This is a genomic window from Catenulispora sp. GAS73 (assembly GCF_041262085.1).
Classification (GTDB): Bacteria; Actinomycetota; Actinomycetes; order Streptomycetales; family Catenulisporaceae; genus Catenulispora.
This window is the reverse complement of sequence record NZ_JBGCCM010000035.1, coordinates 98,377-122,696: the sequence shown is the minus strand read 5'-3', so window position 1 is coordinate 122,696 and position 24,320 is coordinate 98,377. Positions and strand designations below refer to the sequence as shown.

The 24,320-nt window shown below is 71.5% G+C and carries 24 protein-coding genes and 1 pseudogene; 5 read left to right on the top strand and 20 right to left on the bottom strand.

Annotated elements, in window-relative coordinates:
- The first annotated feature begins 150 nt into the window (after window positions 1–150).
- Genes ABH935_RS39560 through ABH935_RS39545 form a run of 4 tightly spaced genes read left to right on the top strand, consistent with a single transcriptional unit; the run spans window position 151 to window position 2,874 of the window.
- Complete coding sequence (locus ABH935_RS39560; RefSeq protein ID WP_370383104.1) at window positions 151–273, top strand: hypothetical protein; 123 nt, start codon at window positions 151–153, stop codon at window positions 271–273.
- The gene (locus ABH935_RS39555) at window positions 270–1,004 is read left to right on the top strand and encodes a hypothetical protein (protein WP_370383103.1); all 735 of its coding nucleotides are present in this window, start codon (window positions 270–272) and stop codon (window positions 1,002–1,004) included. Before ABH935_RS39560 ends, ABH935_RS39555 begins: the two co-directional genes overlap by 4 nt.
- Window positions 1,001–2,035 (top strand): ABC transporter ATP-binding protein, encoded by a 1,035-nt coding sequence (locus tag ABH935_RS39550; RefSeq protein ID WP_370383102.1) that lies wholly within the window; start codon window positions 1,001–1,003, stop codon window positions 2,033–2,035. The genes ABH935_RS39555 and ABH935_RS39550 overlap by 4 nt, the downstream gene beginning before the upstream one ends.
- Window positions 2,032–2,874: an ABC transporter permease subunit gene (locus tag ABH935_RS39545; protein ID WP_370383101.1), complete on the top strand. Its 843-nt coding sequence runs from the start codon at window positions 2,032–2,034 to the stop codon at window positions 2,872–2,874. The genes ABH935_RS39550 and ABH935_RS39545 overlap by 4 nt, the downstream gene beginning before the upstream one ends.
- Window positions 2,875–2,896: 22 nt before the next feature.
- Here the strand turns inward: ABH935_RS39545 and ABH935_RS39540 are convergent, their stop codons facing one another.
- Genes ABH935_RS39540 through rlmN form a run of 4 tightly spaced genes read right to left on the bottom strand, consistent with a single transcriptional unit; the run spans window position 2,897 to window position 6,712 of the window.
- The gene (locus ABH935_RS39540) at window positions 2,897–3,613 is read right to left on the bottom strand and encodes an NAD(P)-dependent oxidoreductase (protein WP_370383100.1); all 717 of its coding nucleotides are present in this window, start codon (window positions 3,611–3,613) and stop codon (window positions 2,897–2,899) included.
- Between the two features lie 32 nt (window positions 3,614–3,645).
- Window positions 3,646–5,079: an MFS transporter gene (locus ABH935_RS39535; RefSeq protein WP_370383099.1), complete on the bottom strand. Its 1,434-nt coding sequence runs from the start codon at window positions 5,077–5,079 to the stop codon at window positions 3,646–3,648.
- A 19-nt stretch (window positions 5,080–5,098) separates the two neighbouring features.
- On the bottom strand, window positions 5,099–5,521 hold the full coding sequence (locus ABH935_RS39530; RefSeq protein ID WP_370383098.1) for a VOC family protein: 423 nt from the start codon (window positions 5,519–5,521) through the stop codon (window positions 5,099–5,101).
- A 27-nt stretch (window positions 5,522–5,548) separates the two neighbouring features.
- Complete coding sequence (rlmN, locus tag ABH935_RS39525) at window positions 5,549–6,712, bottom strand: 23S rRNA (adenine(2503)-C(2))-methyltransferase RlmN (protein ID WP_370383097.1); 1,164 nt, start codon at window positions 6,710–6,712, stop codon at window positions 5,549–5,551.
- A gap of 190 nt (window positions 6,713–6,902) precedes the next feature.
- On the opposite strand from rlmN, the gene ABH935_RS39520 reads away from it, so the two are divergent.
- On the top strand, window positions 6,903–7,709 hold the full coding sequence (locus ABH935_RS39520; RefSeq protein WP_370383096.1) for an alpha/beta fold hydrolase: 807 nt from the start codon (window positions 6,903–6,905) through the stop codon (window positions 7,707–7,709).
- Window positions 7,710–7,786: 77 nt separating this feature from the next.
- On the opposite strand, the gene ABH935_RS39515 is transcribed toward ABH935_RS39520, so the two are convergent.
- From ABH935_RS39515 to ABH935_RS39440, 16 genes and pseudogenes are all read right to left on the bottom strand, one after another.
- The gene (locus tag ABH935_RS39515) at window positions 7,787–8,914 is read right to left on the bottom strand and encodes a phosphatidate cytidylyltransferase (protein ID WP_370383095.1); all 1,128 of its coding nucleotides are present in this window, start codon (window positions 8,912–8,914) and stop codon (window positions 7,787–7,789) included.
- A 153-nt stretch (window positions 8,915–9,067) separates the two neighbouring features.
- A complete protein-coding gene (frr, locus tag ABH935_RS39510) occupies window positions 9,068–9,625 on the bottom strand; it encodes a ribosome recycling factor (protein WP_370383094.1) in 558 nt (185 codons plus the stop codon).
- Between the two features lie 141 nt (window positions 9,626–9,766).
- A complete protein-coding gene (gene pyrH, locus ABH935_RS39505; protein ID WP_370383093.1) occupies window positions 9,767–10,531 on the bottom strand; it encodes a UMP kinase in 765 nt (254 codons plus the stop codon).
- 54 nt (window positions 10,532–10,585) lie between these two features.
- On the bottom strand, window positions 10,586–11,416 hold the full coding sequence (tsf, locus tag ABH935_RS39500; RefSeq protein WP_370348950.1) for a translation elongation factor Ts: 831 nt from the start codon (window positions 11,414–11,416) through the stop codon (window positions 10,586–10,588).
- Between the two features lie 100 nt (window positions 11,417–11,516).
- Window positions 11,517–12,506 carry a 30S ribosomal protein S2 gene (gene rpsB / locus ABH935_RS39495; RefSeq protein ID WP_370383092.1) on the bottom strand — a complete coding sequence of 330 codons (990 nt, stop codon included), beginning with the start codon at window positions 12,504–12,506 and terminating at the stop codon, window positions 11,517–11,519.
- 411 nt (window positions 12,507–12,917) lie between these two features.
- Complete coding sequence (locus ABH935_RS39490; RefSeq protein ID WP_370383091.1) at window positions 12,918–13,322, bottom strand: Ser-Thr-rich GPI-anchored membrane family protein; 405 nt, start codon at window positions 13,320–13,322, stop codon at window positions 12,918–12,920.
- Window positions 13,323–13,445: 123 nt separating this feature from the next.
- On the bottom strand, window positions 13,446–14,087 hold the full coding sequence (locus ABH935_RS39485) for a M23 family metallopeptidase (protein ID WP_370383090.1): 642 nt from the start codon (window positions 14,085–14,087) through the stop codon (window positions 13,446–13,448).
- 784 nt (window positions 14,088–14,871) lie between these two features.
- Window positions 14,872–15,444 (bottom strand): annotated as a pseudogene (locus ABH935_RS39480) (TetR/AcrR family transcriptional regulator); the annotation flags it as partial.
- Between the two features lie 67 nt (window positions 15,445–15,511).
- Window positions 15,512–16,510 (bottom strand): RNA polymerase sigma factor WhiG, encoded by a 999-nt coding sequence (whiG, locus tag ABH935_RS39475; RefSeq protein ID WP_370383108.1) that lies wholly within the window; start codon window positions 16,508–16,510, stop codon window positions 15,512–15,514.
- Between the two features lie 409 nt (window positions 16,511–16,919).
- Window positions 16,920–17,912 (bottom strand): tyrosine-type recombinase/integrase, encoded by a 993-nt coding sequence (locus ABH935_RS39470; RefSeq protein ID WP_370383089.1) that lies wholly within the window; start codon window positions 17,910–17,912, stop codon window positions 16,920–16,922.
- A 277-nt stretch (window positions 17,913–18,189) separates the two neighbouring features.
- Window positions 18,190–20,073: a DNA-processing protein DprA gene (gene dprA, locus ABH935_RS39465; RefSeq protein ID WP_370383088.1), complete on the bottom strand. Its 1,884-nt coding sequence runs from the start codon at window positions 20,071–20,073 to the stop codon at window positions 18,190–18,192.
- Window positions 20,074–20,103: 30 nt separating this feature from the next.
- Window positions 20,104–21,657 carry a YifB family Mg chelatase-like AAA ATPase gene (locus ABH935_RS39460; protein WP_370383087.1) on the bottom strand — a complete coding sequence of 518 codons (1,554 nt, stop codon included), beginning with the start codon at window positions 21,655–21,657 and terminating at the stop codon, window positions 20,104–20,106.
- Window positions 21,654–22,493, bottom strand: a complete 840-nt coding sequence (locus tag ABH935_RS39455) for a hypothetical protein (RefSeq protein ID WP_370383086.1) — start codon at window positions 22,491–22,493, stop codon at window positions 21,654–21,656. Before ABH935_RS39455 ends, ABH935_RS39460 begins: the two co-directional genes overlap by 4 nt.
- A gap of 1 nt (window position 22,494) precedes the next feature.
- Complete coding sequence (locus ABH935_RS39450) at window positions 22,495–22,971, bottom strand: YraN family protein (protein WP_370383085.1); 477 nt, start codon at window positions 22,969–22,971, stop codon at window positions 22,495–22,497.
- 211 nt (window positions 22,972–23,182) lie between these two features.
- Window positions 23,183–23,491 carry a DUF2469 domain-containing protein gene (locus tag ABH935_RS39445; protein WP_012785735.1) on the bottom strand — a complete coding sequence of 103 codons (309 nt, stop codon included), beginning with the start codon at window positions 23,489–23,491 and terminating at the stop codon, window positions 23,183–23,185.
- Window positions 23,492–23,531: 40 nt separating this feature from the next.
- The gene (locus ABH935_RS39440; RefSeq protein ID WP_370383084.1) at window positions 23,532–24,206 is read right to left on the bottom strand and encodes a ribonuclease HII; all 675 of its coding nucleotides are present in this window, start codon (window positions 24,204–24,206) and stop codon (window positions 23,532–23,534) included.
- Window positions 24,207–24,320: the final 114 nt, after the last annotated feature.

Sequence of the window (24,320 nt, the reverse complement as noted above, 5' to 3'; positions counted from 1 at the left end):
CGTACGGCGCTTCCGGCTTGGAGGCCTCGCGATGAGCGCCCTGACCACCACCCCGGCGGCCACCACGCCAGCTGGCTCGACCACCCGCGCCGACCGCCCCCACGACACCGCCACGCAGCCGTACGGCGCTTCCGGCTTGGAGGCCTCGCGATGAGCGCCCTGACCACCACCCCGGCGGCCACCACGCCAGCTGGCTCGACCACCCGCGCCGACCACCCCCACGACACCGCCACGCAGCCGTGCGCCGCTTCCGGCTTGGAGGCCTCGCGATGAGCGCCCTGACCACCACCCCCATCACCCGCTTCGACTACCGCCTGCGGATCGCCGCCGAGCTGCTGCGCGCCGCGCCACGCGCCGAGCACCTGCTCATCGGCGGCATGGCCCTGGCCTCGGCCGCCGCCGCGTGGCCGTTCGCCGGGGCCCTGTATCCGGCGGTCGCGATCCCGGCGCTGCTCGCCCTGGCCGCCCTGATCCGCCACCATCTCGACGGCCTCGGCGCGCGCCGCGATGCTCTCACCGCCGCCGGCGCCGATCCGGCCGACACCCTGGTGATCCAGGTCGCCGGTCCGCTCGGGGCGGCGTGCGCGGGCACCGTGCTCGGGCTCGGGGCGTCGATCGCCGCCGGTCGGCCCCCGGCGCACGCGCTCCTCCCCCTCGTCGTCGGCGTCGTCGCCGCGCTTCTCATCCGGCGTGCGTGGATCGGAGCGCCGGCGCTCGCCACCGGTTCGGTGGTCGCGCTGGTCACGGCCGCGCTGGTGCGGGTGTCCGCGTCCGCGTCCGCCGCCGCGCCACTGGCCGAAGCGCGCTCCCGAGGCGGCGCCATCGTTCACCTCCCGCACGCAGACGCCTCCGCCTGGAGCGCCGCGTGGCCGACCGCGCTGGCCGCGGTCCTCGCGCTGACCGCGACGCAACTCGTCATCGCCCGACGGCAGCAGATCCGCGGCGTGGCGCGCGCCCTGACCGCCGCGGCCATGCGCCGCATGATCGCGAGGAGCGGCGCATGATCCAAGCCGTCGGGCTCACCAAGCGCTACGGCGACAAGGTCGCCGTGGACCACGCCGACTTCACCGTCGAGGCCGGGACCGTCACCGGCTTCCTCGGCCCGAACGGCGCCGGCAAGTCCACCACGATGCGCATGGTGCTGGGCCTGGACCGGCCGACCGAGGGCACCGTCACGGTCGACGGCAAGCCGTACCGGAGCCTGCCGGTGCCGCTGCGCGAGGTCGGCGCGCTGCTGGACGCCAAGTCCGTGCACGGCGGCCGCACCGCCTACAACCACCTGGCGTGCCTGGCCAAGTCCAACGGCATCCCGCTGCGCCGCGTCGACGAGGTCATCGGCCTGGTCGGGCTGGAGCAGGTGGCGAAGAAGCGCTCGAACAACTTCTCCCTGGGCATGGGACAGCGCCTGGGCATCGCCGCGGCGCTGCTCGGCGACCCCGGCACGCTGCTGTTCGACGAGCCGGTCAACGGCCTGGACCCCGAGGGCATCCTGTGGGTCCGCAACCTGATGAAGTCGCTGGCCGCGCAGGGGCGCACGGTCTTCGTCTCCAGCCACCTGATGAGCGAGATGGCGCTGACCGCGGACCGCGTGATCGTCATCGGCCGCGGCGAGATCAAGGCCGACACCACGATGCGCGAGTTCATCGCGCAGAACGCGACCACGCACGTCCGCGTCCGCTCCCCGCACATCGGCAAGCTGCAGGAGCTGATGGCCGGGCAGGGCTGGCGCACCGAGGCCCTGCCGGACGACGACGGGGCGGTCGAGGTCTTCGACGTGACCTCGGAGGCCGTCGGCGACCTGGCCGGCCAGAACGGCTTGTGGCTGCACGAGCTGGCGGTGGTCCAGCCGTCCCTGGAGGAGGCGTTCATGAGCATGACCGCGGACAGCGTCGAGTACCACGCCGGGGTGCCCGGCATGGAGCCCGGCCAGGTTCTGGGCCAGCCGGGCATGGGCCAGCCGGGGATGGGCCGACCGAGCCCAGCCCCGGACCAGGTCCGGCCGCCGGCCGCCGACAGCGGGGAGGCCCGGCGATGACCGCCGCTCCCGCCACCGCGACCGGACCGGGACCCGGGTCCGCCGTCGACGGCCACGCCGGCTTCGGCAACGTGGTCTCCAGCGAGTGGATGAAGATCCGCACGGTCCGCTCCACCTTCTGGACCCTGGTCACCCTGTTCGCCGGCTCGGCCGTCATCACGCTGCTGATCTGCCTGGCCGCCGCGAACTCGTACGCCAAGGACCTGGCCGCCGGCAAGCCGGACTCGGCCGACATCGTCCTGGTCGGGCTGGCCTTCGTCGGCCAGATCGCGGCCTACGTCCTGGGCGTGATGACGATCAGCGCCGAGTACTCCACCGGCGGGATCCGCACCACGCTCACCGCGATGCCGCGGCGCACGGAGATCCTGGTGGCCAAGGCGATCCTGCTGGCCGCGTTGGTGTTCGTCATCGGTCTGGCCACCGCGTTCCTGTGCTTCTACCTGGGCAACATTCCGCTGAAGGCTAAGCACGTCGGCGTGGACATGTCCTATCCCGGCGCCACTCGCGCCATCTTCGGCAGCGCGCTGTATCTGGCCGGACTGTCGGTGTTCGGGCTGGCGATGGGCTTCCTGCTGCGGCACACCGCCGGCGCCATCACCATCGGCCTGGCCCTGATCTTCATCATCGGCAACCTGGTCCAGCTCATCCCCGGCTCGGTCGGCCGCTGGCTGTTCAAGGTGATGCCGGGCAACGCCGGCGGGCAGGTGACCTCCTTCGGCGAGACGAACCGCCATCCGGACAAGGCTTTCGCGCCGTGGACCGGGTTCACGGTGTTCGCGATCGAGGTCGTGGTGCTGCTGGTCGTCGGGGCGTTGATGTTCGAGCGGCGGGACGCGTAGGCGCGCGGAGGCAGCTGGGCGCCTACGCGCCTACTTCCAGGCCGTAGACGGCGGCCTGGCAGCGGTGGACCGTCGGCGTGTCGATCTGGTCCAGCACCGCCACGGCCAGGTCGGCGTAGGACAGGTGCACCGTCGCCTTGGGGTCGAAGACGTCGTCCCCGAGGCGGTAGCGGCCGGTCGACCGGGTGTGGGACGCCAGGCCCGGCGGCGGGCTCAGGACCAGCCAGTCGACCCTGTCGGGCTGGTCGCCCCAGGCGTTCAGCCCGCGCACTCGGGCCACGGCGAACGGCCGCAGGAATTCGGGGAAGGCCACGACGTCCTGGTACACCCGCGAAACGTCGCTGGTCTTCAGCATCGCGAACAGGCCGATCTCGACCACTCGGCAGCCCCGGTCCGCGACCGCGCGGCTGAGGTTCTCGACGAGGTGTACGTAGTAGTCGTCGTCGAAGTCGTCGAACGACTCCGGCGGGGCCGTGAAGGGGGTGACGGCGTTCACCACGGCCGCGACCTCGCCGGACACTCCGGAAATCACAGACTCGACGCTGCTCGCGTCGGTGAGATCGCCGGCCACGACCGTGACGTCGTCGCCGAGGTCGGCCAGCCCCGGATACCGGGCCGGATCCCGGACGACGCCGACCACGCGGTGCCCGCGACGCAGCGCCTGCGCGACGATCGCCCGACCGGCACGGCCACCGGCCCCGAAAACGATGATCGAGCTGTTCTTCCGATCCATGGCCATGAGGCGGACGCTATCCCGCGCCGCCGATCACTTCAACGAAGCGCCGGTGGCGTCTGAACCAACTCACGGGCGCCGACCCGGGGTGCGAGCAGAGCCGTCCCGCCGGCCGCCGCCGCCATGATCGCGAAGATGAGGATGTACATGCCCTGATTCCCGGGCCCGGCGTGGTGCAGCGCGTGGAAGACCGCGCCGGTGCCGCCGGTCAGCGCGATGGCGGCCAGGCTGTCGCAGATCTGCATGGCCGAGGAGTTCGTGCCCTGACTCTCCTTGGGCGAGTACCGGAGCAGCAGCAGATTCAGGGTCTGGTAGACCAGGCTCATCCCGAAGCCGCCGAGCACCATGCCGATCGCGACGATCACCGCCGGCGCCGGGAGCACCGCGGCCGAACCGGTCACGACGATCGACGCGATCGTCACCAGCGGCCCGAGCCGCACCATCGTCTCGCGCGAGAACGGCAGCTTGCCGCGGCTGGCCAGCTGCGCGGCGCCGGCCCAACTGACCGCCTCGCCGACCAGGGTCAGGCCGGCGATCGTCGGCGACAGGCCGCGGTCGGTCTCCAGCATCGTGGTGATGTAGTTCTCGGCCCCGAAGAAGGCGGCGCCGAGCACGCCGTGCATGACGATGACCGACGGAAGGCCGCGCGCGACGCGCAGCGTCCCGCGCGGCAGCAGCTGGGGGACGCTCGGGACCAGCAGCGCGATCCCGCCGAGCGCCAGCACGATGCCGACCGGCGTGAAGTCCTGACCCGCATACTGCAACGCACCGGCTCCGACAGCCGCGACGATCGCGAGCCGGACGCGTCGGCGAGGTGCACCACTCGCGGCGTTTTCCTCTGACGCCGCAACGGATCCGCTCATCCTCCGGAGCGGCGCGGCGGTCAGCGCCACCGGCAAAGGCACCAGCAGCGCCACGCCGAGGAAGACCCAACGCCAGGACACGTCCTCGGTCAGGATCCCGGCCACCAGCGGGCCGACGATCGACGGCAGCACCCACAACGCGGCCATCATCGCCAAAGCCGACGCGCGCAGGCTTTCCGGATAGCCGCGGCCGAGGATGACGTACAGCGACACCATCACCAATCCCGCGCCGAAGCCTTGCAGCGCACGCCCGGCGACCAGCTGCGCCATCGTGTCCGCGGACCCGGCGACGAGCAGCCCGACGCCGAAAATCGTTGTGCCGCCGAGGAAGGGCACCGCCGGCCCGGCGCGGTCCGCGCGGACGCCGCTGACCACCATGCCGACCAGGCTGGCTGTGGTGAAGGCGGTGAAGCAGAGCGAAAGGTAGGCCGTGCCGCGGACCGCGCCGACGGCCACCGGCAGCGCCGTGAAGACGGCCAGGCCTTCGAAGGCGGTCAGCAGGACCGAGGACGCCAGGCCGAGGGTGATGGCGAGATAGCGTGGGGAGAACAGGGAATCCGGCTTCGCCGCTGAGAACCCGCTCCCGGCGGCCGCGGCTGTGGCGGACATCGTTTCAGGGTAGGGAAAATCAACCCTCTACGTCGGGTCCGTGCTCCGCGGGTGCCACGACCTCGATCTCGAATCCGGCGGGATCGGTGAGGTAGGCGGCGTAGTGCTCCGGTCCGCCGGCATGCGGATACTTCTCGGCGAACAGCGGCTGCCAGCCGTTTGCTTCTGCTGCGGCGTGGATGCGGTCGACGGTCGTCCGGTCCGGCGCGTGTACCGCCAGATGGTTCAGGCCCGGGCGCATCCGGTCGTACGGAAGTCCCGGCCGTACCGCCGAGGACTGCTCGACCACGAGATACGACTCGCCGATGCGCCAGCTGCGTCCGGCGGGCCAGTTCTGGTAGAGCTCCCAGCCGAGTTCGCCGAGGATCCAGTTCCAGGAGGGCTCGACCAGTGCCAGGTCCGCCACCCAGATCTCGACGTGATGGAATCCGGACGGCGGCATCTTGGCTCCCCTACTCCCCGTGCTCCCCTACTTCTCCTTCACCGCGGCGGCGAGCTGACCGCACGCCCCGTCGATGTCGCGGCCCCGGGTGTCGCGCACCGTGACCGGCACGCCCCACTCCTCCAGCCGGCGCACGAAATCGGCCTCGTCCTCCGGCCGGGAGGCGGTCCACTTCGAGCCCGGCGTCGGGTTCAGCGGGATCAGGTTCACGTGGACCAGCTTGTTGCGGAGCATGCGGCCCAGGCGGTCGGCGCGCCAGGCCTGGTCGTTGATGTCCTTGATGAGCGCGTACTCGATGGAGACGCGGCGCTTGGTGACCGAGGCGTAGCGCCAGGCGGCGTCGAGGACCTCGGAGATCTTCCAGCGGGTGTTCACCGGGACGAGGGTGTCGCGCAGCTCGTCGTCCGGGGCGTGCAGGGAGACGGCCAGGGTCACCGGGATGCGCTCGGCGGTCAGCTTCTCGATCGCCGGGACCAGGCCGACCGTGGAGACGGTGATGTGCCGCGCGGACAGCCCGAGGCCGTCCGGCACCGGCTCGGTCAGCCGCCGCACGGCGCCGATCACGGCCTTGTAGTTGGCCAGCGGCTCGCCCATGCCCATGAACACGACGTTGGAGACCCGCCCCGGCCCGCCGGGCACCTCGCCGCGCGCCATCGTCCGGGCGCCGGCCACCACCTGCTCGACGATCTCGCCGGTGGACATGTTCCGGGTCAGACCGGCCTGGCCGGTGGCGCAGAACGGGCAGTTCATACCGCAGCCGGCCTGCGAGGACACGCACATCGTGGTGCGGTCGCGGTAGCGCATCAGCACCGACTCGACGGTCGCGCCGTCGAAGAGGCGCCACAGCGTCTTGCGCGTGGTGCCGTTGTCGGCGGTCTGCTCCTGGATCGGTGTGAGCAGCTTCGGAGTGAGGATCCCGGCCAGCTCCTCGCGCTTGGCGGCCGGCACGTCGGTCCACTCGGCCGGATCATCGGCGAGATGCCCGAAGTAGTGCTTGGAGACCTGGGCGGCACGGAACCCCTGATGCCCCAGCTCGGTCAGCGCCTGCTTGCGCTCGGCCGAGGTGAGGTCGGCCAGGTGGCGCGGCGGCTTGGCCCGCCGCGGGGAGCTGAAGGTCAGCTCGCCGGGGCGCGGCGGCTTCGGCGCGATCTCGACGTCGACGGCGGGCGTTTCGGGGGCTTCAGCAGACATAGTGTTACTAGTTTCCCACGGCCGAGTGACCGCTCTGCGCCTCGAACGCCCCGATGGTGTTCCGCAGCCACTCGATTTCCGTGCGACTGGTCACACGTGCGATCTGCAGGACGCCGCGCCGCAGGAGGACTGTCAGAGCCGGCGGGTATATTCCCTCGCCTCCGGCATATCCGCGACCAGGGGGAACACCATGACACTGCACACCGCCGAGGTCCGCACCGACGGCTCGGCCATCCACTGGACCGAACTGCCCGGCACCGAACTCCCCGGCACCGAGCCGGCCCGCGTGTACCTCCACGGCCTCGGAGGCAGCTCGACGCACTGCTTCGCCGAGGTCGCCACGAGCGACGGCCTGCGCGGCCGGCGCTCCCTGCTCCTGGACCTGCTCGGCTTCGGCATTAGCGACCGGCCCGCCGACGCCGACTACACCGTCGAAGACCACGCGGACTGGGTCGCGACCGCGCTGAGGACCGCCGGCGTGTCCGGCGCGCAGGTCCTCGCACACAGCATGGGCGGCTCCATAGCGACAGTGCTCGCACTCAGACACCCAGATCTGGTGGCGAGCCTGGTCCTCATCGACTCGAACCTCGACCCGGCGCCGGAGATCCCCCGCCCTGGCTCCTCGCAGATCGCGCGTTATGGCGAGACCGTGTTCCTGCGGGGAGGCGGCTATGAGGAGACCCTGGCGAGCGTGAACCCGGGGTGGCGCGCGACGATGCGTATGGCCGGTCCGGTGGCCCTCTATCGGAGCGCGGCCAGTCTGGCGCAGTTCGAGGGGCGCGCGATTCTGAAGACGCTCGATATCCCGCGCACGTACCTCTACCCGTCCGCCGACGGCCCTCTGGAGGGGGCTGACGCACTGCGCGACGCAGGGGTGCGGGTCGTGGCGCTACCGGATTGCGGGCACAACATCACTCTGGACAATCCGACCGGCTTCGTCGAAGCGGTTCTCGCGTCCGAGGCGGCTACTGCGAACTCTTGGGTGGACGCCGCTTAACTGAATCCAGCTCTAATAGCGAAGAGCCCTGTGAGATTTCCCTATAGGGATTTCTCGCAGGGCTTCTCTATAGGGGTCTACTTCCACCCGAGGAACAAGCTCAGCAGCAGCCACGCCACCGGCGCGGTCGCCAGCATCGAGTCCAGCCGGTCCATGATCCCGCCGTGGCCGGGCAGCAGGTTCCCCATGTCCTTGATCCCGAGGTCCCGCTTGATCACCGACTCGACCAGGTCGCCGAGCGTCGCCGAGGCCACCCCCGCGACGCCGAGCAGCACGCCCTGCCAGATCTTGCCGTCCAGCATCTGCGAGATGCCCACGGCGCCCACGGCGGCGGTCACGATCAGCGAGCCGACCAGGCCCTCCCAGGTCTTCCCGGGGGAGATCTTCGGGGCCAGTTTGTGCTTGCCGAAGAACACGCCGGTGGCGTACCCGCCGGTGTCGTTGGCGATGGGCAGCGTCAGGAACAGGATCACGCGCTTGTAGCCGTTGTCCTGGGCCAGCATCAGCACCGCGAACGAGGCCAGCATCGGGACGTAGACCAGGGTGAACAGGCCGGCCGTGGCGTCGCGCAGGAAGCCGTCCGCGCCCTCGGCCATCCGCCAGACCAGCACGGCCAGCGAGGTCATCGCCAGTACCGCGACCATCGCGGTCGGGCCGCCGAACCAGGACGCGGCGATCATGCCGAGCCCGCCGGCGGCGATCGGCGGCCAGGGGACCTGGACGTCGTGGGTGGCCATCGCCCGCGCCAGTTCGCGGACTCCTATGACCACCGCGATCGCGACTACTACGGCGAAGGCACCACGAAGGAACAGCGTGCCCAGCAGGACCGCGGCCAGGCCCACGCCGACGCCGATGGCGGCCGGCAGGTTGCGCCCGGCACGGCCGGCGGACTTGCCGGGGGCGTTGCCCGCGCTTCCGGGGTTGCCGCCGCCCGCGCCGCGCGCACCGGCGCCGGAGCGTCCGCCACCGCCACCGCCGCCGCTGCCTCCGCCGCCCGCTCCGTCGTCGGGACCGCCCGGACCACCTCGACCGCCGGGGCCGCCGGGACCCGAGCCGTTGGGGCCACCCGGACCGCCGTAACCGCCCGGACCCGGGCCCGGACCGCCACGGCCCCGCGAACCCGCGCCAGGGCGCCCGGCACCGCCGCCTCCCGGCCCCTCGCCGGGGGCCTGCGCCTCACCGCGCCTGGTCTGCGTGGATGCCATGCGCCCGCACCATCCCCTACTCGCCCCTCGTGAACTCCGCCGTCCCTCTCCCGTGAACTCGGTGAGAAAAACGCGACGGACCGGCAGCGATCATAGCCGCCGGTCCGCGGTGGACGTCGGATAGCCCGCCCGGCAGGCCGAGCCCCGCAGGGCTCAGACCTCCAGCAGCTCGGCTTCCTTGTGCTTGAGCAACTCGTCGATCTTCGCGGTGTGCTTCTGCGTCAGGTCGTCCAGCTGCTTCTCGGCGCGGCGCACGTCGTCCTCGCCGGCGTCGCCGTCCTTGGCCAGCTTGTCCAGGGTCTCCTTGGCGTGCCGGCGGATGTTGCGGAGCGAGATCTTGGCGTCCTCGCCCTTGCCCTTGGCGACCTTGATGTACTCCTTGCGGCGCTCCTCGGTCAGCTGCGGGAACACCACCCGGATCACCACGCCGTCCGAGGACGGGTTGACACCCAGGTCGCTGTCGCGGATCGAACGCTCGATCGCGCCGAGCGCCGTCTTGTCGTACGGCGAGATGACCACCATGCGCGCGTCCTGGACCTGGAAGGAGGCCATCTGGCTCAGCGGCGTGGGGGTGCCGTAGTAGTCGGCGGTCAGCTTGTTGAACATCGCCGGGTTGGCGCGGCCGGTGCGGACCCCCGACAGATCCTCCTTGGCGACCTCGACGGCCTTGTCCATCTTCTCCTCGGCTTCGAGGAGGGTCTCATCGATCACTTGGGGGCTCCCTAGAAGTCTTCGCGCTCTGCTGTGTCCACTACAAAGCTCAAGCGCAGCTTAGTGCGTTCGCGGTCGGCCGTACCGAAACAGTGCGGGCTCGCCTTGATGCGCCGGTCAGTACGCCGGTTGATGCGCCGGTCAGTGCGCCGGGCCGATGACGGTACCGAGCTTCTCGCCGCGGATGGCGCGCGCGATGTTGCCCGGCTGCAGGCCGAACACCACGATCGGCATGCCGTTGTCACGGCACAGGGACACCGAGGTGGCGTCCGCGATCTTCAGGTTGCGCGCCAGGAACTCGTCATAGGACAGCGTGTCGTACTTGACCGCGTCCGGGTTCTTGTTCGGGTCGGAGTCGTACACGCCGTCAGTGCCCTGCTTGGCCATCAGGATGGACTCGGCGTGGATCTCCAGCGCGCGCTGCGCGGCGGTGGTGTCGGTGGAGAAGTACGGCATGCCGGCCCCGGCGCCGAAGATGACCACGCGGCCCTTCTCCAGATGCCGGATCGCGCGGCGCGGGATGTACGGCTCGGCGACCTGGCTCATGGTGATCGCGCTCTGCACCCGGGTGGGGATGCCGAGCTTCTCCAGGAAGTCCTGCAGAGCCAGACAGTTCATCACTGTGCCCAGCATGCCCATGTAGTCCGCGCGAGAGCGCTCCATGCCGTGCTGCGACAGTTCGGCGCCGCGGAAGAAGTTGCCGCCGCCGACGACGACCGCGACCTCCACACCGCCCTCGGAGACGACGTCCGCGATCTCCTTGGCGATGCTCTTGACGACCTCGGGGTCCACCCCGATCTGCCCGCCGCCGAACACCTCGCCGGAGAGCTTGAGCAGAACCCTGCGGTTCTTTTCAGCACGCGAAGGAACCGCCGCCGTGTCGGTTTCCTTATTGGTTTCCTTCACAGCAGCGGCTCCTTCGACGTAGCTATTCGGTGCTCTTTAGTTTTTCAGATCCGGTCAGCTACCGACGCGGAACCGCGCGAAACGCTTAAGCGTGACGCCGTTCTCGTCGAGAATCTTCTTCACGGTCTTCTTCGGGTCCTTGGCGAACGCCTGCTCCAGGACGACGTTCTCCTTGAAGAAGCCGTTCACCCGGCCCTCGATGATCTTCGGCAGCGCGGCCTCCGGCTTGCCCTCCTCGCGGGAGGTCTCCTCGGCCAGGCGCTTCTCGGTCTCCACGACGTCGGCCGGGACCTCGTCGCGGGTCAGGTAGGTCGGCGAGAACGCGGCGATGTGCTGCGCGATGTCCTTGGCGACCTCGGCGTTCTCCTTGTCCAGCTCGACCAGGACGCCGATCTGGGCCGGGATGTCCGGGGAAGTCTTGTGCAGGTAGGAGGCGACGTAGCCGTCGTGGAACTGCGCGAAGCGGCGCAGCTCGATCTTCTCACCCAGCGTGGCGTTGGCCGAGTCCAGGAAGACCTGCACAGTCTGGCCGGGCTCGATCTCCGAGGCCAGCAGCGCCTCGACGTCGGCCGGCTTGGCGTTCACGACGTGCGCGAGCACGGTGGCCGCCACGGTCTGGAACGCCTCGCCCTTGGCGACGAAGTCGGTCTCGCAGTTCAGCTCGATCAGGGTGCCGGACACGCCGTCGACGGCGCTGGCGACCAGGCCGTTGGAGGCCGAGCGGCCCTCGCGCTTGGTGACGCCCTTCAGGCCCTTGACCCGCAGGAACTCGACAGCCTTGTCGAGGTCGCCGTCGGTCTCCTCCAGCGCCTTCTTGCAGTCCATCATGCCGGCGGCGGTGAGCTCGCGGAGCTTCTTGACGTCGGCGGCGGTGTAGTTCGCCATGGTTACTCGTCCTTAAGAGTGGATCGTCGTGGATCGGCTTCCGGCGCGCCGGACGGGGTCACCGCCCGGCGCACCGCGGAAATCAACCAGTCGGACCGGCTCAGGCCTGCTCGTCCTCGGCCGGAGCGGCCGGGACCTCGGCGGGGGCCTCCGCAGCCGGCGCCTCCTCGGCCGGGGCCTCGGCGACGGCCGGAGCCGGGGCAGCCGGGGCGGCCGGGGTAGCCGGAACCTCGGCGACCGGAGCCTCGGCGGCAGCCGGGGCGTCGGCGGCGACCGGGGGGACGGTGGCGGCCTCGGCGGCCTTGGCGTCGTCCACGGCCAGCAGGTCGCGCTCCCAGTCGGCCAGCGGCTCGTCGACGGCGACGGTGCCGGCCTGCTCGCCCTCGGCGGCCTTGCTGCCGGCGCGGGCCATCAGGCCCTCGGCGACGGCGTCGGCGACGACGCGGGTCAGCAGCGCGACGGAGCGGATCGCGTCGTCGTTGCCCGGGATCTTGTAGTCGACCTCGTCCGGGTCGCAGTTGGTGTCCAGGATCGCCACGACCGGGATGCGCAGCTTGCGCGCCTCGCCGACGGCGATGTGCTCCTTCTTGGTGTCGACGATCCACACCGCGGACGGGACGCGGGACATGTCCCGGATGCCGCCCAGAGTGCGCTCCAGCTTCTCCTTCTCGCGGCGCTGGACCAGCAGCTCCTTCTTGGTCATGCCGGAGCCCGCGACGTCGTCGAAGTCGATCTCCTCCAGCTCGCGAAGGCGCTGGATCCGCTTGTAGACGGTGCTGAAGTTGGTCAGCATGCCGCCCAGCCAGCGGTGGTTCACGTACGGCATGCCCACGCGCGTCGCCTGCTCGGCGATGGCTTCCTGGGCCTGCTTCTTGGTGCCGATGAACATCACCGTGCCGCCGTGCGCGACGGTCTGCTTGACGAACTCGTAGGCGCGGTCGATGTACGACAGCGACTGCTGCAGGTCGATGATGTAGATGCTGTTGCGCTCGGTGAGGATGAAACGCTTCATCTTCGGGTTCCAGCGCCGGGTCTGGTGCCCGAAGTGCACGCCGCTCTCCAGGAGCTGGCGCATCGTGACGACGGCCATGCCGTGTCCTCCTTGGTCGGATCTCGGTTGTCCCTGGTGACCGGCAATCACGGCGACGAGGCGGTTGAGCCTTGTCGCCGAGCAGACCCGCGGCGCTGTACCGCTCACCGGGCTTGCGCTGGGAGGGCGGACCGAGGCGCCTCGGGGCCGTCTGGCCTTGCGGTTGGACGGCTGCCGGACACGCGAAGTCAGCCAGAGGGGACTCCGGCTGCTGAGAGCAGTCTACCGGGCCGCGGGGAGGAGTTTTCCCACGCGAGCCGGAGCCGAGTGGACACGGTGCGTTTCGGGGTGGGGGTGGGGCGATGGTCGGGGTGGTGTTTGGGGGTGGTGGGGTGGGTGGGGGTTTTGGGGTCGGGGTCGGGGGTCGTGTGTCCGGTGCGTGTGTCCGGTCCACGTGTCCGGTGCGTACGTCTACGCGGGCTCGGCGATGGTGAGCACCTGGCTGTAGACGGTCAGCGGGTCCGCGCTGGAGATGCTGATGGCGTAGTCGCCGCCGGGCGGCACGTCGGGTACCTCGATGGTGACCTTCTTCTTAGCCGGGTCCACGCCACGGGCCAATGTGAAGAACGTCAGCCGCCCGAAGTTCGGCCCTGACCGGTCGCCGGTCTGCCGCACCAGCGTGACGTCCAGGGGACGCTGCACGTCGCCCCGCAGGTCCCAGGTCACGTCGATCTCCTCGGCCGGCGACCACACGGTGTCGTCCCCGGGGTAGGTGATCTCCAGGTGGTCGGCGTTCGGGACGGCGGGCGAGGTGGAGTGCATGAGCACCGCGTCGACCTCGGCGTCCGGCTTCCCGAGTTTCTTGCCCAGGCTCATCGGTTCGGCCTCACTCTCGCTGACACGGTCGCTGACCGGACCGGGTTCTTCCGCGGCCCGCGTCCGACGCTAGGCGCGGTGGCCGAGGAGCGCTCTCCCGGATTGCGCCTTGTGAGGCTGCGTCTACCTCACGCCCCACACCGGCAACAACCGCACCGGGCCGCGTTCCAGGAGCCCGACCGGATTCAGGTAGCGCTCGGCGTGCCCGAAGCCGCGCACGAGGCCCCAGTGCAGGCAGGTCCGGGGCGCGCAGTGGTCGGCGGCCGAATCCACGAGGTGCCCGATGAGCTGACCGGTCCGGACCCTGTCCCCGACCTTCACGACGGGATCGACGGGCTCGTAAGTGGTACGCAGCGTGTCGCGGCCGGGGGCGGTGTGATCGATGGCGACGACAGGACGACCGAAGAGCATGCCGGCGTAACTGACGGTGCCCTGGCCCGCCGCCAGAACCTCCTGCCCGGGACCGCCGAGGAGATCGACCCCGCGATGACCGGTCTGCCAACGCTTCGCCGGAGGCTGGAAGGCATGGACGACGACGGGACGCCGCGCACCGCGAGGCGGCGTGAGCGGCCAGGTCCAGGTGCGAGCGGGATCGTGCGCGGGCGCCGGCGGGGGTTGAGCGGACCGCGCCTGGTTCGCGCCCTTGGCGTGGGAGGCACTGGAAGCGGCGGCGAGAAGCCGCGGGCCGGAGTACGCCAAGGCCGGCAGCGCAACGGAGAGCGCGGTGGCGATGGCGACGAGCGCCAGGGTTCTGCGGAGGCGCATGCGGCCAGGATGGTGTGGGGGGTGCGGGATGTCACGGATTCGTGGTTCTTTTGGGTTATTTGTCGGATTGTCAGGGGGCTGGGATGTGCGCCCCTGCTTGCTCTCAGCCCGAGTGCTCGGCGGCTGGCTTGTGAGGCTGCCCGCCTGCCCGATCGCCGGCCTGCTCGGATCTGCTTGCGTGCCCTGACTTGCCGGCTCGCCTGTACAGCTAGCTCATCTGTCGGCCGACGCGTCCGGCTGTCCCGCGCGCTTGCAGCGGCTTGCAGCGGCTCGGCGGCTTGGCAGCTCAGCGGCTCGGCGGCTCGGCGGCTCGACGGCTCGACGGCTCGACGGCTCGGCGGCTCGACGGCTCGGCGGCTTGACGGCTCGGCAGCTTCGCAGCTCGGCGGCTTGGCAGCTGGGCGGCTCGGCAGCTCGGCAGCTCGGCAGCTCGGCGGCTCGGCGGCTCGGCAGCTTCGCAGCTCGGCGGCTCGGCGGCTCGGCAGCTCGGCAGCTCGGCGGCTCGGCGGCTCGGCGGCTCGGCAGCTTCGCAGCTCGGCAGCTCGGCGGCTCGGCGGCTCGGCGGCTCGGCAGCTTCGCAGCTCGGCGGCTTGGCAACTTGGCAGCTCAGCTTCCCTGCCGCCCACACCTACCTGGCGACTAAGCTGCTTGGCCGCCTGCCCGCATGCTGGTCCGCGCCGCGATGTCAGCTCGCGGAGGCCGCGCGCCGCCGCGTACTCCCCCCGGGCTGCGGCCGCGTCTGGCCGGCCTGGGCGTTGAGCGCCTGTGTGTGGCGGCGGGCCGAGCCCAGGCCGCCGAACAGCACCATCGAGACGGCGGTCTCGGTGACCTCCGCGGGATCCGCCCCGAGGCTGATGCGCTTGGCGGCGGCGTCGACCGTGCCCTGCACCAGCGCCGCGGCCAGGCGTGGCTCCGGGTGGCCGAGGGCGCGCAGTACGCCGATGCCGAGGTCGAGCATCCAGCCGTGTGCCGCGCGGATGCGGTCGCGGGCGTCGCCGTCGAGCTCCTGGCCGGACAGCGCCAGCAGCGCGCGGTGCCCCGGTTCGGAGACCAGGCCCAGCTGGCGGCGGACGTAGGCGGCGAGCTGCCGCTCGGCCGTGGTCTCGGCCGCCATCGCCGCGCGCACCTCGCCGATCCAGGCCGGGAACTCGTGCGCGACCAGGGCCTCGATGACGTCGGCGCGCGACTTGAAGTACTCGTACACGCTGGAGCGCGCGAGCCCGGTCGCCTTGGCCAGCGCCGGAAACGTCAACGCGGCGACCCCGCCCTCGGCCACCAGGTCGCGCGCCGCCTCCAGCAGCGCGCGGCGCTGCATCTCCCGGTGCTCGACGACGGTGGCGGCACGGATCCTGGGCATGCGCACTAAGGTGCCGCGTCCACACACCTGTACACAACCCGGCGTTGAGAACGGTCCGATGAAGGTCCTACTCCTTCGCGGACAACTTGCCGCGCAACGTCAGCACCGCCTTGGTGTGGATCTGGCACACCCGGCTCTCGCTGACCCCCAGCACCTCGCCGATCTGCGCGAGCGTCATGCCCTCGAAGTAGTAGAGCGTGACGACCGTCTTGTCCCGCTCCGGCAGCGAGTTCACCGCCCGCGCCAGCAGAGCCCGCGTCTCCTGCACCTCGAAGAGCGCCACGGGGTCGGGCGCGTCGCCGTCCTCCAGCGTCTCCATGAGCGGAATCCGGTCCCCGGACTGCGTCGGCAGCGCGAGCAGCTCGTCGAGCGCCGCGACGTTCACCAACGACAGCTTGCTGAAGATCTGCCGCAACTCCCCGAGCCCGATCCCCAACTCCCGCGCGATCTCCGCCTCACTCGGCGTCCGCCCGAACTCCTGCTCCAACCGCACGGAAGCCTGCTCGATCTCCCGCGCCTTCTGCCGCAACGACCGCGGAATCCAGTCGAGCGCACGCAGCTCGTCGATGATGGCGCCCCGGATCCGCGCGATGGCGTACGTCTCGAACTTGACGTGCCGATGCGGCTCGAAGCGCTCGATCGCATCGATGAGCCCGAAGATGCCGGAGGAGACGAAGTCGGCGGAGTCCAGCGCCCCGGGCAGGCCCACGCGGACGCGCCCGGCGACGTACTTCACCAGCGGGGAGTAGTGCAGGATGAGGCGCTCGCGGAGGCCGAGGTCGCCGGTGCGCTTGAAGTCGTCCCAGAGAGTGTCCAGGGCGGTGTCGGGGGTGGGTTTTTCGGTGGGCTTGTCGGTGGGTTTTTCGGTGGGCTTGTCGGTGGGCTTGTCGGTGGGGCTTTCGGCGGCGTCGGCGGCGGGCTCTGCGGCAGGCCTTTCCGGGGCGGTGGCGGCGGGCTCTGCGGCGGCGTCGCCGGTGGGGCGCGCCGATGGGTTGTCGCGCGGCCCGGCGGTCGGGTTCGCGGCGGGGCTGTCGGAGGCCGAGGGGCTGGTCGTGCTTGCGGACACGCCTGACCCGGCGTTCGGCGATCGGTCGGCGCCCCCGGTTGCCGCGAAAGCGGGCGAGGTTTTGGCGCCGTCGCCGGCTCGGCCGCTCGCCCCGACGAGGCGCCCGTGGTCGTCACCGTCCGCACTGCGGATGCCGTCGACGCGGTTGCTGTGGTCCGTGCGCTCGTTCAGGGCCCGGGTTCCAGCGCTCGGAGCCGGGAGCGCGACGGGCTTGGCCGCGTCGTCGGCGGCGGCTGCGGCTGCGGCGTGCGGCGTGTGGGGGCGGTTGGCGGCGGGGGCGGTGTCGCGTGACGGCGTGCGCTCGCCCGGGGTGTGGCCGGCCCGGGGACGCGGGGCAGCCGCGACCTGCGACGCCGCGTCGGCGACGCCGGGGGCCGCTGCGGGCTGCGCCTGGTCGAGGACGCTGTCCTCACGCCCGCGGGTGGGACTGGGCATACCGTGCCTTGATCCGCTCTGCCGTCACATGGGTGTAGATCTGGGTTGTTGCGAGCGTAGCGTGACCGAGGAGCTCTTGAACGTCACGAAGATCCGCGCCCCCCTCGATCAGGTGAGTCGCGGCGGTGTGGCGGAAACCGTGGGGGCCGGTGTCCGGGGTGTTGGGGGTCGCGCGCAGGCGGGCGTGGACGAGGCGGCGGACGACGGCGGGGTCGATGCGGGAGCCGCGGGCGCCGAGGAAGACCGCTTCGGTGGCGGGGTCTTTGACAGTTTTCTGGTTTCCCCCTCCCCCACCCACCCACCCAGCTGCTGCAGCGCCCGCAGCGGCACGCTTGGCACCGCTCGCACGAGCGGCGGCCAGCACGCTGCCACGCGCGGAGTCCGCCAGCCACGCGCGCAGCGCACGCTCGGCCGGCACGCCGAAGGGCACCGTGCGGTCGCGTCCGCCCTTGCCGGACAGGCGGGCGGTGCGGCGCGCGAAGTCCACGTCGTCCACGTTCAGGGCGCACACCTCGGACACGCGGGCCGCGGTGGCGTACAGGAACTCCAGGATGGCCACGTCACGGAGCGCCAAGGGTTCCGTCGGGTGCGTCGCGGCGTCGTCGGCGGCCGTCGCGAGCGCGTCGGACATCTGGCGTTGCGAGAGGACCGTCGGCAACGGCGAGCGCGGTTTCGGCGTCACCAGGCGGACCAGCCCGGGCAGCGAGGCCTCGCGGCCCCACGCTCGTGCGGCTGCCGTGCGCCGAGCCAGGGTGGCTCGGGCCGCGCCGGATTGCGCCGTCTCGGCGAGCCAGGACCTTGCGACGTCCAGACCGATCTCCGTGGGCCGCCCGACGCCGGCGCGCTCGGCGAAGGCGAACAGGTCCACGAGGTCGGCGACGTAGCCACGCACCGTGTGCGGGGACAACCTGCGCGCCCGCAGATCCTCCTCGAAGCGGTCCAGGGCCGCCCGGTACGCGTCGTCCACGTCACCAGCCTACGTCGGATGACGCTCCAGGAGCAGGTCGGCAGTCCGGGCAATCGCTCCGGGATCCGGCCCGCGCCAGGTGACGGCTCCGCCGCGGCGGTTCCGGACCCGGGCGCGGCGCGGACCTGCACGGGGGCGAGGGGAAGGGGTCGGGATGCGGTCGATCGCGGCTCCTTTCTGGAGGGGAAATCGGATTCGGGTCCTGAGTCGAATCGCGACTGCGGCTGACAACGAGACGGTGAGTCGGCGGCGGCATTCGTAGGGTTCCGCTGCGGGCTCACGGGAGCAGGCGCGCGCACCACCCCCTCTCGTCGCGATCCACCCAGCCGGCCGCGGTGAGCCGGTTCAGCGCCTGGTGCACGGTGCGGGGTTCCAGGCCCGCGGCGAGGGCGGCTTCGACGGTGTCGAGCGTGCCCCGGCCTGCGACCGGGAGCGCGTCCAACACGCGGGCCGCGATCGGGTCGAGGGAGTCGCGGGGACGCCGGGAGCTGGTGCGCTCGGCCAGGTCGGCGCCGAGTTCGCCGAGTTGTTCGATGACTTCGGCGGCCTTGGTGACCAGGAGGGCGCCGTCACGGATCAGCTGGTGAGTGCCCTCGGAGGCTTCCGACGTGACCGGTCCCGGCACCGCGAGCACGGGACGGCCGAGTTCGTCGGCGAGGCGTGCGGTGACGAGGGAACCACTGCGGGACGCCGCTTCCACGACGACGGTTCCGAGGCCCAGGGCCGCGATGACGCGGTTACGGTCGAGGAATCTGAAGCGGCTGACGGAGGTGCCCGGAGGCAGTTCGGAGACGACGAGCCCGTCGGAGGCGATCGCTCCGATCAGCGCCTCGTGGCCAGCGGGGTAGACGAGGTCGATACCGCAGGCGAGTGCGGCGACCGTCACGCCACGCGCGGCGAGTGCACCGCGGTGGGCGGCGCCGTCGATGCCGCGTGCGGCACCGGAAATCACGGCCCACCCGCGCTCGGCCAGGCCGGCGGCGAGCTCGCCGGCGACGTGCATGCCGTAACCGGTGGCGATGCGCGCGCCGACGATGGACACGGCGCGCCTCGAAGCCGCGACCAGGTCAGCCGTGCCGAGGAACCACATGCCCAGCGGGGCGGCGTCGCCGAGGTCGTCGAGCGCCGCCGGCCACTGCGGATCGGCCGGGATGACGTAGCGGGCACCGGTCTTCTCGCCGACCGCGAGATCGGCGTCGGGATCGGCGCGATAGCAGCGGGTCTGGAGCGTGTGGGCGCGGGCGATGAGAGCCGCGCGGTCGCCTGCCGACGCCTCGTCTTGGGACGACAAGAGGTCTGCGGCGCTTCCGGAGAGGAGCGCCGAGGCGACGGTCGGGGCACCGAAGCGCGCGACGAGGCGGCAGAGCAGCGCGTCTCCGGGCTCGGAGGCGTGGTGGAGGACGAGGCGTGCGCGGCGCTCCGCGCCGGTGGGATCGTGCGGGGCAGCGGTGACGAGGACTGGTTCGGGCGAGCGGCGGAGTGTTGGCGGTGGAGGGGTCGGTTCGGGGACGGGAGGCCCGGGAGGTTCGGTCAGATCTTGGTCCGACGCTGCTGCGGGAGGCTCTGGGACGGTGCTTGGAGAGCGGTCGGGGGTCGCGTAAAAGAGCGAGGTCGGGGCGAGAAGGGGCTCGGTGGTGGGAGTGCTGTCGGCGGGCGGGGTGGGGTCGGCGGCTGCGTAGAACACGGATGTCGGCGCCAGGAGCGAGGGCTCGGGACTGGATCGGTCGGGCTCCGGTGCGGCAGGTGGTGCGGGGTCGGTCGGCGGATCGGTGTTCGAGCTCTTGTAGAAGAGCGAGTCCGGGGCGAGGAGCGAAGGCGGACGATCCTCCGCATCGGCCGAAAGCGCTGGGCTGGTGGGGTTGCCCGCGCGCGAGGACAGCTGGGGATCTGGGGCAAGAGGCAAGGGCTCCGGGTTGGGCGGGGCGGGCTCTGCGGCCGAAAGGGCTGGGTCGGCGGCCAATGTGCGGTTGGCATCCGCGTAGAACAGCGAATCAGGTGAACGCGGTGGGGGTACGGGTTCGGGCGCGGCGGGCGGCTCGGGTCCGGAGTAGCGGGGCAGCGTGACGGTGGTCGAGAGGTCGGGGCTCGGGGTGGGTGGGGTGGCGACAAGGGACGTCATTGTGGGCTCCGGGGTGTCGGGGGATGCGAGCAGGGAGGTCATGGTGGGCTCCTGGTGTCGGGGCGGGTGGGGTCAGGTGGCTAGTTGGCCGGGCAGGCCTTGGCGGAAGGCGAGGGCGGTGGCCACTTCGTCGGGGCCGGGGCGCGGGCGGCCGGTGAGGTCGGCGACGGTCCAGGCCACGCGCAGGAGGCGGTCGTAGCCTCGGGCGGTGAGGGTGCCTGCTTGGTAGCGGGCGTCGATGTCCTTGAGGCTCGCGGGGGCGGGGGCGAATTCGGCGCGGAGCGCGTTGCCTGGGATTTGGGCGTTGGTGGTCCAGGGGCGGTCCGCGTAGCGGTGGATGGCTCGGTCTCGGGCTTCGAGGACGCGGTCGCGGACGTCGGCGCTGGATTCGCCGGGCAGGGCGCCGAAGAGTTCGGCGCGGCCGACGGGGTGGACCTGGAGGCGGAGGTCGATGCGGTCGAGGAAGGGGCCCGAGAGCTTCTGGGTGTAGCGGCGGCGGGCGTCGGGGGTGCAGGTGCACTGGCCGCCCGCGGTGCCGGCGCGGCCGCAGGGGCACGGGTTCATGGCCGCGACCAGGAGGAATCTGGCGGGGAAGATGACGATGCCGGACGCTCGGGCGATGACGATCTCGCCGGCTTCGAGGGGTTCGCGCAGGGCTTCCAGGACGGCGCGTTGCATCTCGGCGATCTCGTCGGCGAACAGGACGCCGCGGTGGGCACGGCTGATCGCGCCGGGGACGATGCGACCGGTGCCGCCGCCGACCATGCCGGCGACCGTGCAGGTGTGGTGGACGCTCTGGTAGGGCGGGTCGGTGATCAGGGGCTTGTCCCAGGGCAGGGTGCCGGAGATCGAGTGGAGGGAGGACACCTCCAGGGCCTCGGCCTCGGCCAGGGGCGGCAGGATCGAGGGCAGGCGTTCGGCGAGCAGGGTCTTGCCGGCTCCGGGGGCTCCGGCCAGGAGGAGGTGATGGCCGCCGGCAGCGGAGACTTCGAGGGCGCGGCGGGCGTCGTACTGGCCGAGGACGTCGGCCATGTCGGGCAGGGGGCGCGGGGAGCGCAGGGGGCCGGTGCGCGGGGCGGTGTCCTGTGGGAGGGGTTCGGCGTCGGGGATCTCCGTGCCCTGAAGGAAGGCGACGACCTGGGCGAGCGAGCGCATGCCGTGAACTTCGAGGCCGGATATCTGGGAGGCCTCCAGCGCATTGGGTTCGGCGACGAAGACCTCGGTCATGCCGTTGTCGCGGGCGGCGAGGGCAGCCGGAAGCACGCCGCGGACGGGGCGCAGGCGGCCGTCGAGGCAGAGCTCGGCGAGGAACATGGCGCCTTGGAGCGACAGCTGGCTGACGGTGCCGTCGGCGGCGAGCGCACAGGCCGCGACGGCGAGGTCGAAGGCCGAGCCCTCCTTGCGGACCCAGGCCGGCGACAGGCCGACGGTCACGTTGCCGTCGGGCCAGCGGTGGCCGGAGTTGTAGACGGCGGCGCGGGCCCGGTCGCGGCATTCGGACAGGACGGTGTCGCGCAGGCCCAGGATCTGGGTGCGGGTGGCGCCGCGGGTGACGTTGACCTCGACCTCGACGACGACGCCCTGGGTGCCGTTGAGGGCCACGGCGTGGGTGCGCGCGATGCTCATGGCCGGACCGCCCGAGGAGGATCGCTGGGGTGGGCGGCTTCGGCCCGGCGGTGGCGGCCGCGGTAGGCCGGTGCCGGGAGTCGGTCGGGCGCGGCGGGGAGGACCGCCGGGCCGAGGCGGATCGCGGCGGTGACGAAGGCTTGGGCGACGCGGTGCTGGTCGGAGATGTCGACACAGCAGGTGGTGGAGGTAGTAGAGGCGGCGGCCGGAGCTGAGGCAACCCAGGCTGCGGAGACGGTCGGGACAGTGGCGGCGGCCGGAACCGTGGCCAGGGCAGGTGTGGTGGAGGCGATCGCCAGGACACCGGCGGCCGAAGCGCGAGCAGTGCAGGCGGCAGAGACCGCAGGGACGGCTGCGGCCAGGGCTGGGGCAGCGGAAGCGATGGCCGGAGCACTGGCCGGCGCGGCGGCGGGCCGGGCGATGACGGTCGGAATGGCGGAGATCGGGGCGGCGGAGGCTACAGCCCTGACTGGGGTGGCGATGGCCGGAGCATTGGCGAGAGCGATGGCGGGCCGGGCGACAGCAGTCGGAGCGGCGGAGATCGGGGCGGCGGAGGCTACAGCCCTGACTGGGGTGGCGATGGCCGGAGCACTGGCGAGAGCGATGGCAGGCCGGGCGACAGCAGTCGGAGCGGCGGAGATCGAGGCGGGGCAGGCAGCGGCCAGAGCTGGGGTGGCGGCGCTCGGGGCAGTGGTGAGAGCGGCGGCCGCGGGCCAGGCGACAGCGGTCGGAGTGGCGGGGATCGGGGCGGCGGAGACGGCGGCCGGGACTCTGGCGAGAGTGGCGGCCGGCGGCAGGGCGATGGTAGTCGGGGCGGCGGAGCCGAGGGCGCGCATCTCACACCGCCTGCAGGTGGTCGATGAGGGGCTCGGTGCGGCCGTCGGCGGGGAAGAGGAGGCCGATGACGTCGATGCGGATGCCTCGGACGCCGCGGGGGAGGTGGGTGCGGAAGGCGGGGTCCAGGCGGTGTTCGGCGAGCCAGCGGTTGGCGAGTTTCCAGAGGCGGGCTCTTTTTGCTTCGGTCACGGCGTCGAAGGGGCGGCCGCCGGTGCCTTCGCGGCGGGCTTTGACCTCGACGGTCACCAGGAGGTCGGAGGCCAGGGCGATGATGTCCAGTTCGCCTCGGACGTCGGGGCCTCGCCAGCGCCAGTTGCGGTCCAGGATGTGGTAGCCGCAGGCGGTCAGGTAGGCGGCGGCGATGTCTTCGCCTTCGCGGCCCAGGCGGCCCGGGGTCAGGGTGCTGTGGTCGGCCGCCGACGGGAATTCCGTCAGGTGGTGTTCGACCTCCAGGAATGGGGTTGTCGTGCCGGTCACCGCTGAGCTCCTCCCGGTCGTTCGGTCGGCCCCGGTGGGGTGGGCCGCTTGGGATCGAGGGTGGCTCGGGGTGGGGGTGGGGGGCCAGGTGGGTTCGGGAGGTTGTGGATAAGTCGGGGCAAAAGGGGACGCCCGTCACTCGTGTGGCCTAGTGGGCCAGCGTGACGGGCGTCTTTGTTCGCTATTCAATTAAATGGCGGCCTGGGGCCTTTCAGTCGGTGGGGACTTCCAGGTCGCTCTTGGCCAGTTCCTCGACGTTCACGTCCTTGAACGTCACCACCTTCACGTTCTTCACGAACCGCGCCGGCCGGTACATGTCCCACACCCAGGCGTCGGCCATGGTCACCTCGAAGTACACCTCGCCGTCCGCCGAGCGCACCGCGAGGTCCACCTGGTTGGTCAGGTAGAAGCGGCGCTCGGTCTCGACCACGTACTTGAACAGGCCGACCACGTCGCGGTACTCGCGATAGAGCTGGAGCTCCATCTCGGTCTCGTACTTCTCGAGGTCCTCAGCGCTCATGCCCACGCTCCCCTTGGTCGGTCTTCAATCACAGTCATTGTCACCCACAACGCGGGGAAACGTTCGCCACGTTGGCATATGTGAAACGGTGCTCGGGACAAGGCCCGTGCTCCGTCAATGCGGCCTGGTGGGCGGGGGTGGAGTAGCCCTTGTGGACTTCGAAGCCGTAGGCCGGGTGGCGCTGGGCCAACTCGGTCATCATGGCGTCGCGCACGGTCTTGGCCAGCACCGACGCGGCGGCGACGCACGCGGCCACCTGGTCCCCCTTCCACATGGCAAGGCTAGGGCAGGGAAGCCCGTCGACACGGAACCCGTCCGACAGGACGTAGGAGGGGGCGACGTCCAGGCGGGCCACGGCACGGCGCAGCGCCTCGATGTTCGCCTGGTGCAGGCCTCGGCGGTCCACCTCGGGAGCCGGTATGGCGACCCACGCATAGGACAGCGCGCGCTTCTCGATCTCCACGCGGCACCGGTCGCGGGCCTTCTCCGTGAGCAGCTTGGAGTCGGACAGGCCGGGGATGCGGCCGGAGGCTCCGGGGCGGAGGATCACCGCCGCCGCGACCAGCGGGCCGGCGCAGGCACCCCGTCCGGCTTCGTCCGCGCCGGCGACCTGAGCGAACCCGGCGCGGGCCAGAGCGCGCTCGTAGCCGTAGATCCCCGCATCGGAGCGGATGGCTACGCCGCGCGGCAGCGTGAGAGTGGGCGTCGTGGTCATCGTCTCTAACGTACAACGCGCCGGTGACGACTACGGCGGCCGCACAGGGAAGTCCCTGCCGCGGCCGCCGTGGGTCACTGGGCAAATCACTACATAGGTAGTGAAACTACACCT

What these genes read in the sequence shown, in the direction of transcription:
- ABH935_RS39520 (WP_370383096.1), top strand. Translation starts at nt 6,903, where the DNA reads ATGACACTGCACACCGCCGAGGTCCGCACCGACGGCTCGGCCATCCAC.
- ABH935_RS39540 (WP_370383100.1), bottom strand. Translation starts at nt 3,613, where the DNA reads ATGGCCATGGATCGGAAGAACAGCTCGATCATCGTTTTCGGGGCCGGT.
- ABH935_RS39485 (WP_370383090.1), bottom strand. Translation starts at nt 14,087, where the DNA reads ATGCGCCTCCGCAGAACCCTGGCGCTCGTCGCCATCGCCACCGCGCTC.
- ABH935_RS39445 (WP_012785735.1), bottom strand. Translation starts at nt 23,491, where the DNA reads ATGAGCGCTGAGGACCTCGAGAAGTACGAGACCGAGATGGAGCTCCAG.
- ABH935_RS39490 (WP_370383091.1), bottom strand. Translation starts at nt 13,322, where the DNA reads ATGAGCCTGGGCAAGAAACTCGGGAAGCCGGACGCCGAGGTCGACGCG.
- ABH935_RS39535 (WP_370383099.1), bottom strand. Translation starts at nt 5,079, where the DNA reads ATGTCCGCCACAGCCGCGGCCGCCGGGAGCGGGTTCTCAGCGGCGAAG.
- ABH935_RS39455 (WP_370383086.1), bottom strand. Translation starts at nt 22,493, where the DNA reads ATGCGCGCCCTCGGCTCCGCCGCCCCGACTACCATCGCCCTGCCGCCG.
- tsf (WP_370348950.1), bottom strand. Translation starts at nt 11,416, where the DNA reads ATGGCGAACTACACCGCCGCCGACGTCAAGAAGCTCCGCGAGCTCACC.
- ABH935_RS39530 (WP_370383098.1), bottom strand. Translation starts at nt 5,521, where the DNA reads ATGCCGCCGTCCGGATTCCATCACGTCGAGATCTGGGTGGCGGACCTG.
- ABH935_RS39515 (WP_370383095.1), bottom strand. Translation starts at nt 8,914, where the DNA reads ATGGCATCCACGCAGACCAGGCGCGGTGAGGCGCAGGCCCCCGGCGAG.
- ABH935_RS39550 (WP_370383102.1), top strand. Translation starts at nt 1,001, where the DNA reads ATGATCCAAGCCGTCGGGCTCACCAAGCGCTACGGCGACAAGGTCGCC.
- ABH935_RS39555 (WP_370383103.1), top strand. Translation starts at nt 270, where the DNA reads ATGAGCGCCCTGACCACCACCCCCATCACCCGCTTCGACTACCGCCTG.
- ABH935_RS39440 (WP_370383084.1), bottom strand. Translation starts at nt 24,206, where the DNA reads ATGACCACGACGCCCACTCTCACGCTGCCGCGCGGCGTAGCCATCCGC.
- rpsB (WP_370383092.1), bottom strand. Translation starts at nt 12,506, where the DNA reads ATGGCCGTCGTCACGATGCGCCAGCTCCTGGAGAGCGGCGTGCACTTC.
- dprA (WP_370383088.1), bottom strand. Translation starts at nt 20,073, where the DNA reads ATGACCTCCCTGCTCGCATCCCCCGACACCCCGGAGCCCACAATGACG.
- ABH935_RS39460 (WP_370383087.1), bottom strand. Translation starts at nt 21,657, where the DNA reads ATGAGCATCGCGCGCACCCACGCCGTGGCCCTCAACGGCACCCAGGGC.
- rlmN (WP_370383097.1), bottom strand. Translation starts at nt 6,712, where the DNA reads ATGTCTGCTGAAGCCCCCGAAACGCCCGCCGTCGACGTCGAGATCGCG.
- ABH935_RS39545 (WP_370383101.1), top strand. Translation starts at nt 2,032, where the DNA reads ATGACCGCCGCTCCCGCCACCGCGACCGGACCGGGACCCGGGTCCGCC.
- ABH935_RS39560 (WP_370383104.1), top strand. Translation starts at nt 151, where the DNA reads ATGAGCGCCCTGACCACCACCCCGGCGGCCACCACGCCAGCTGGCTCG.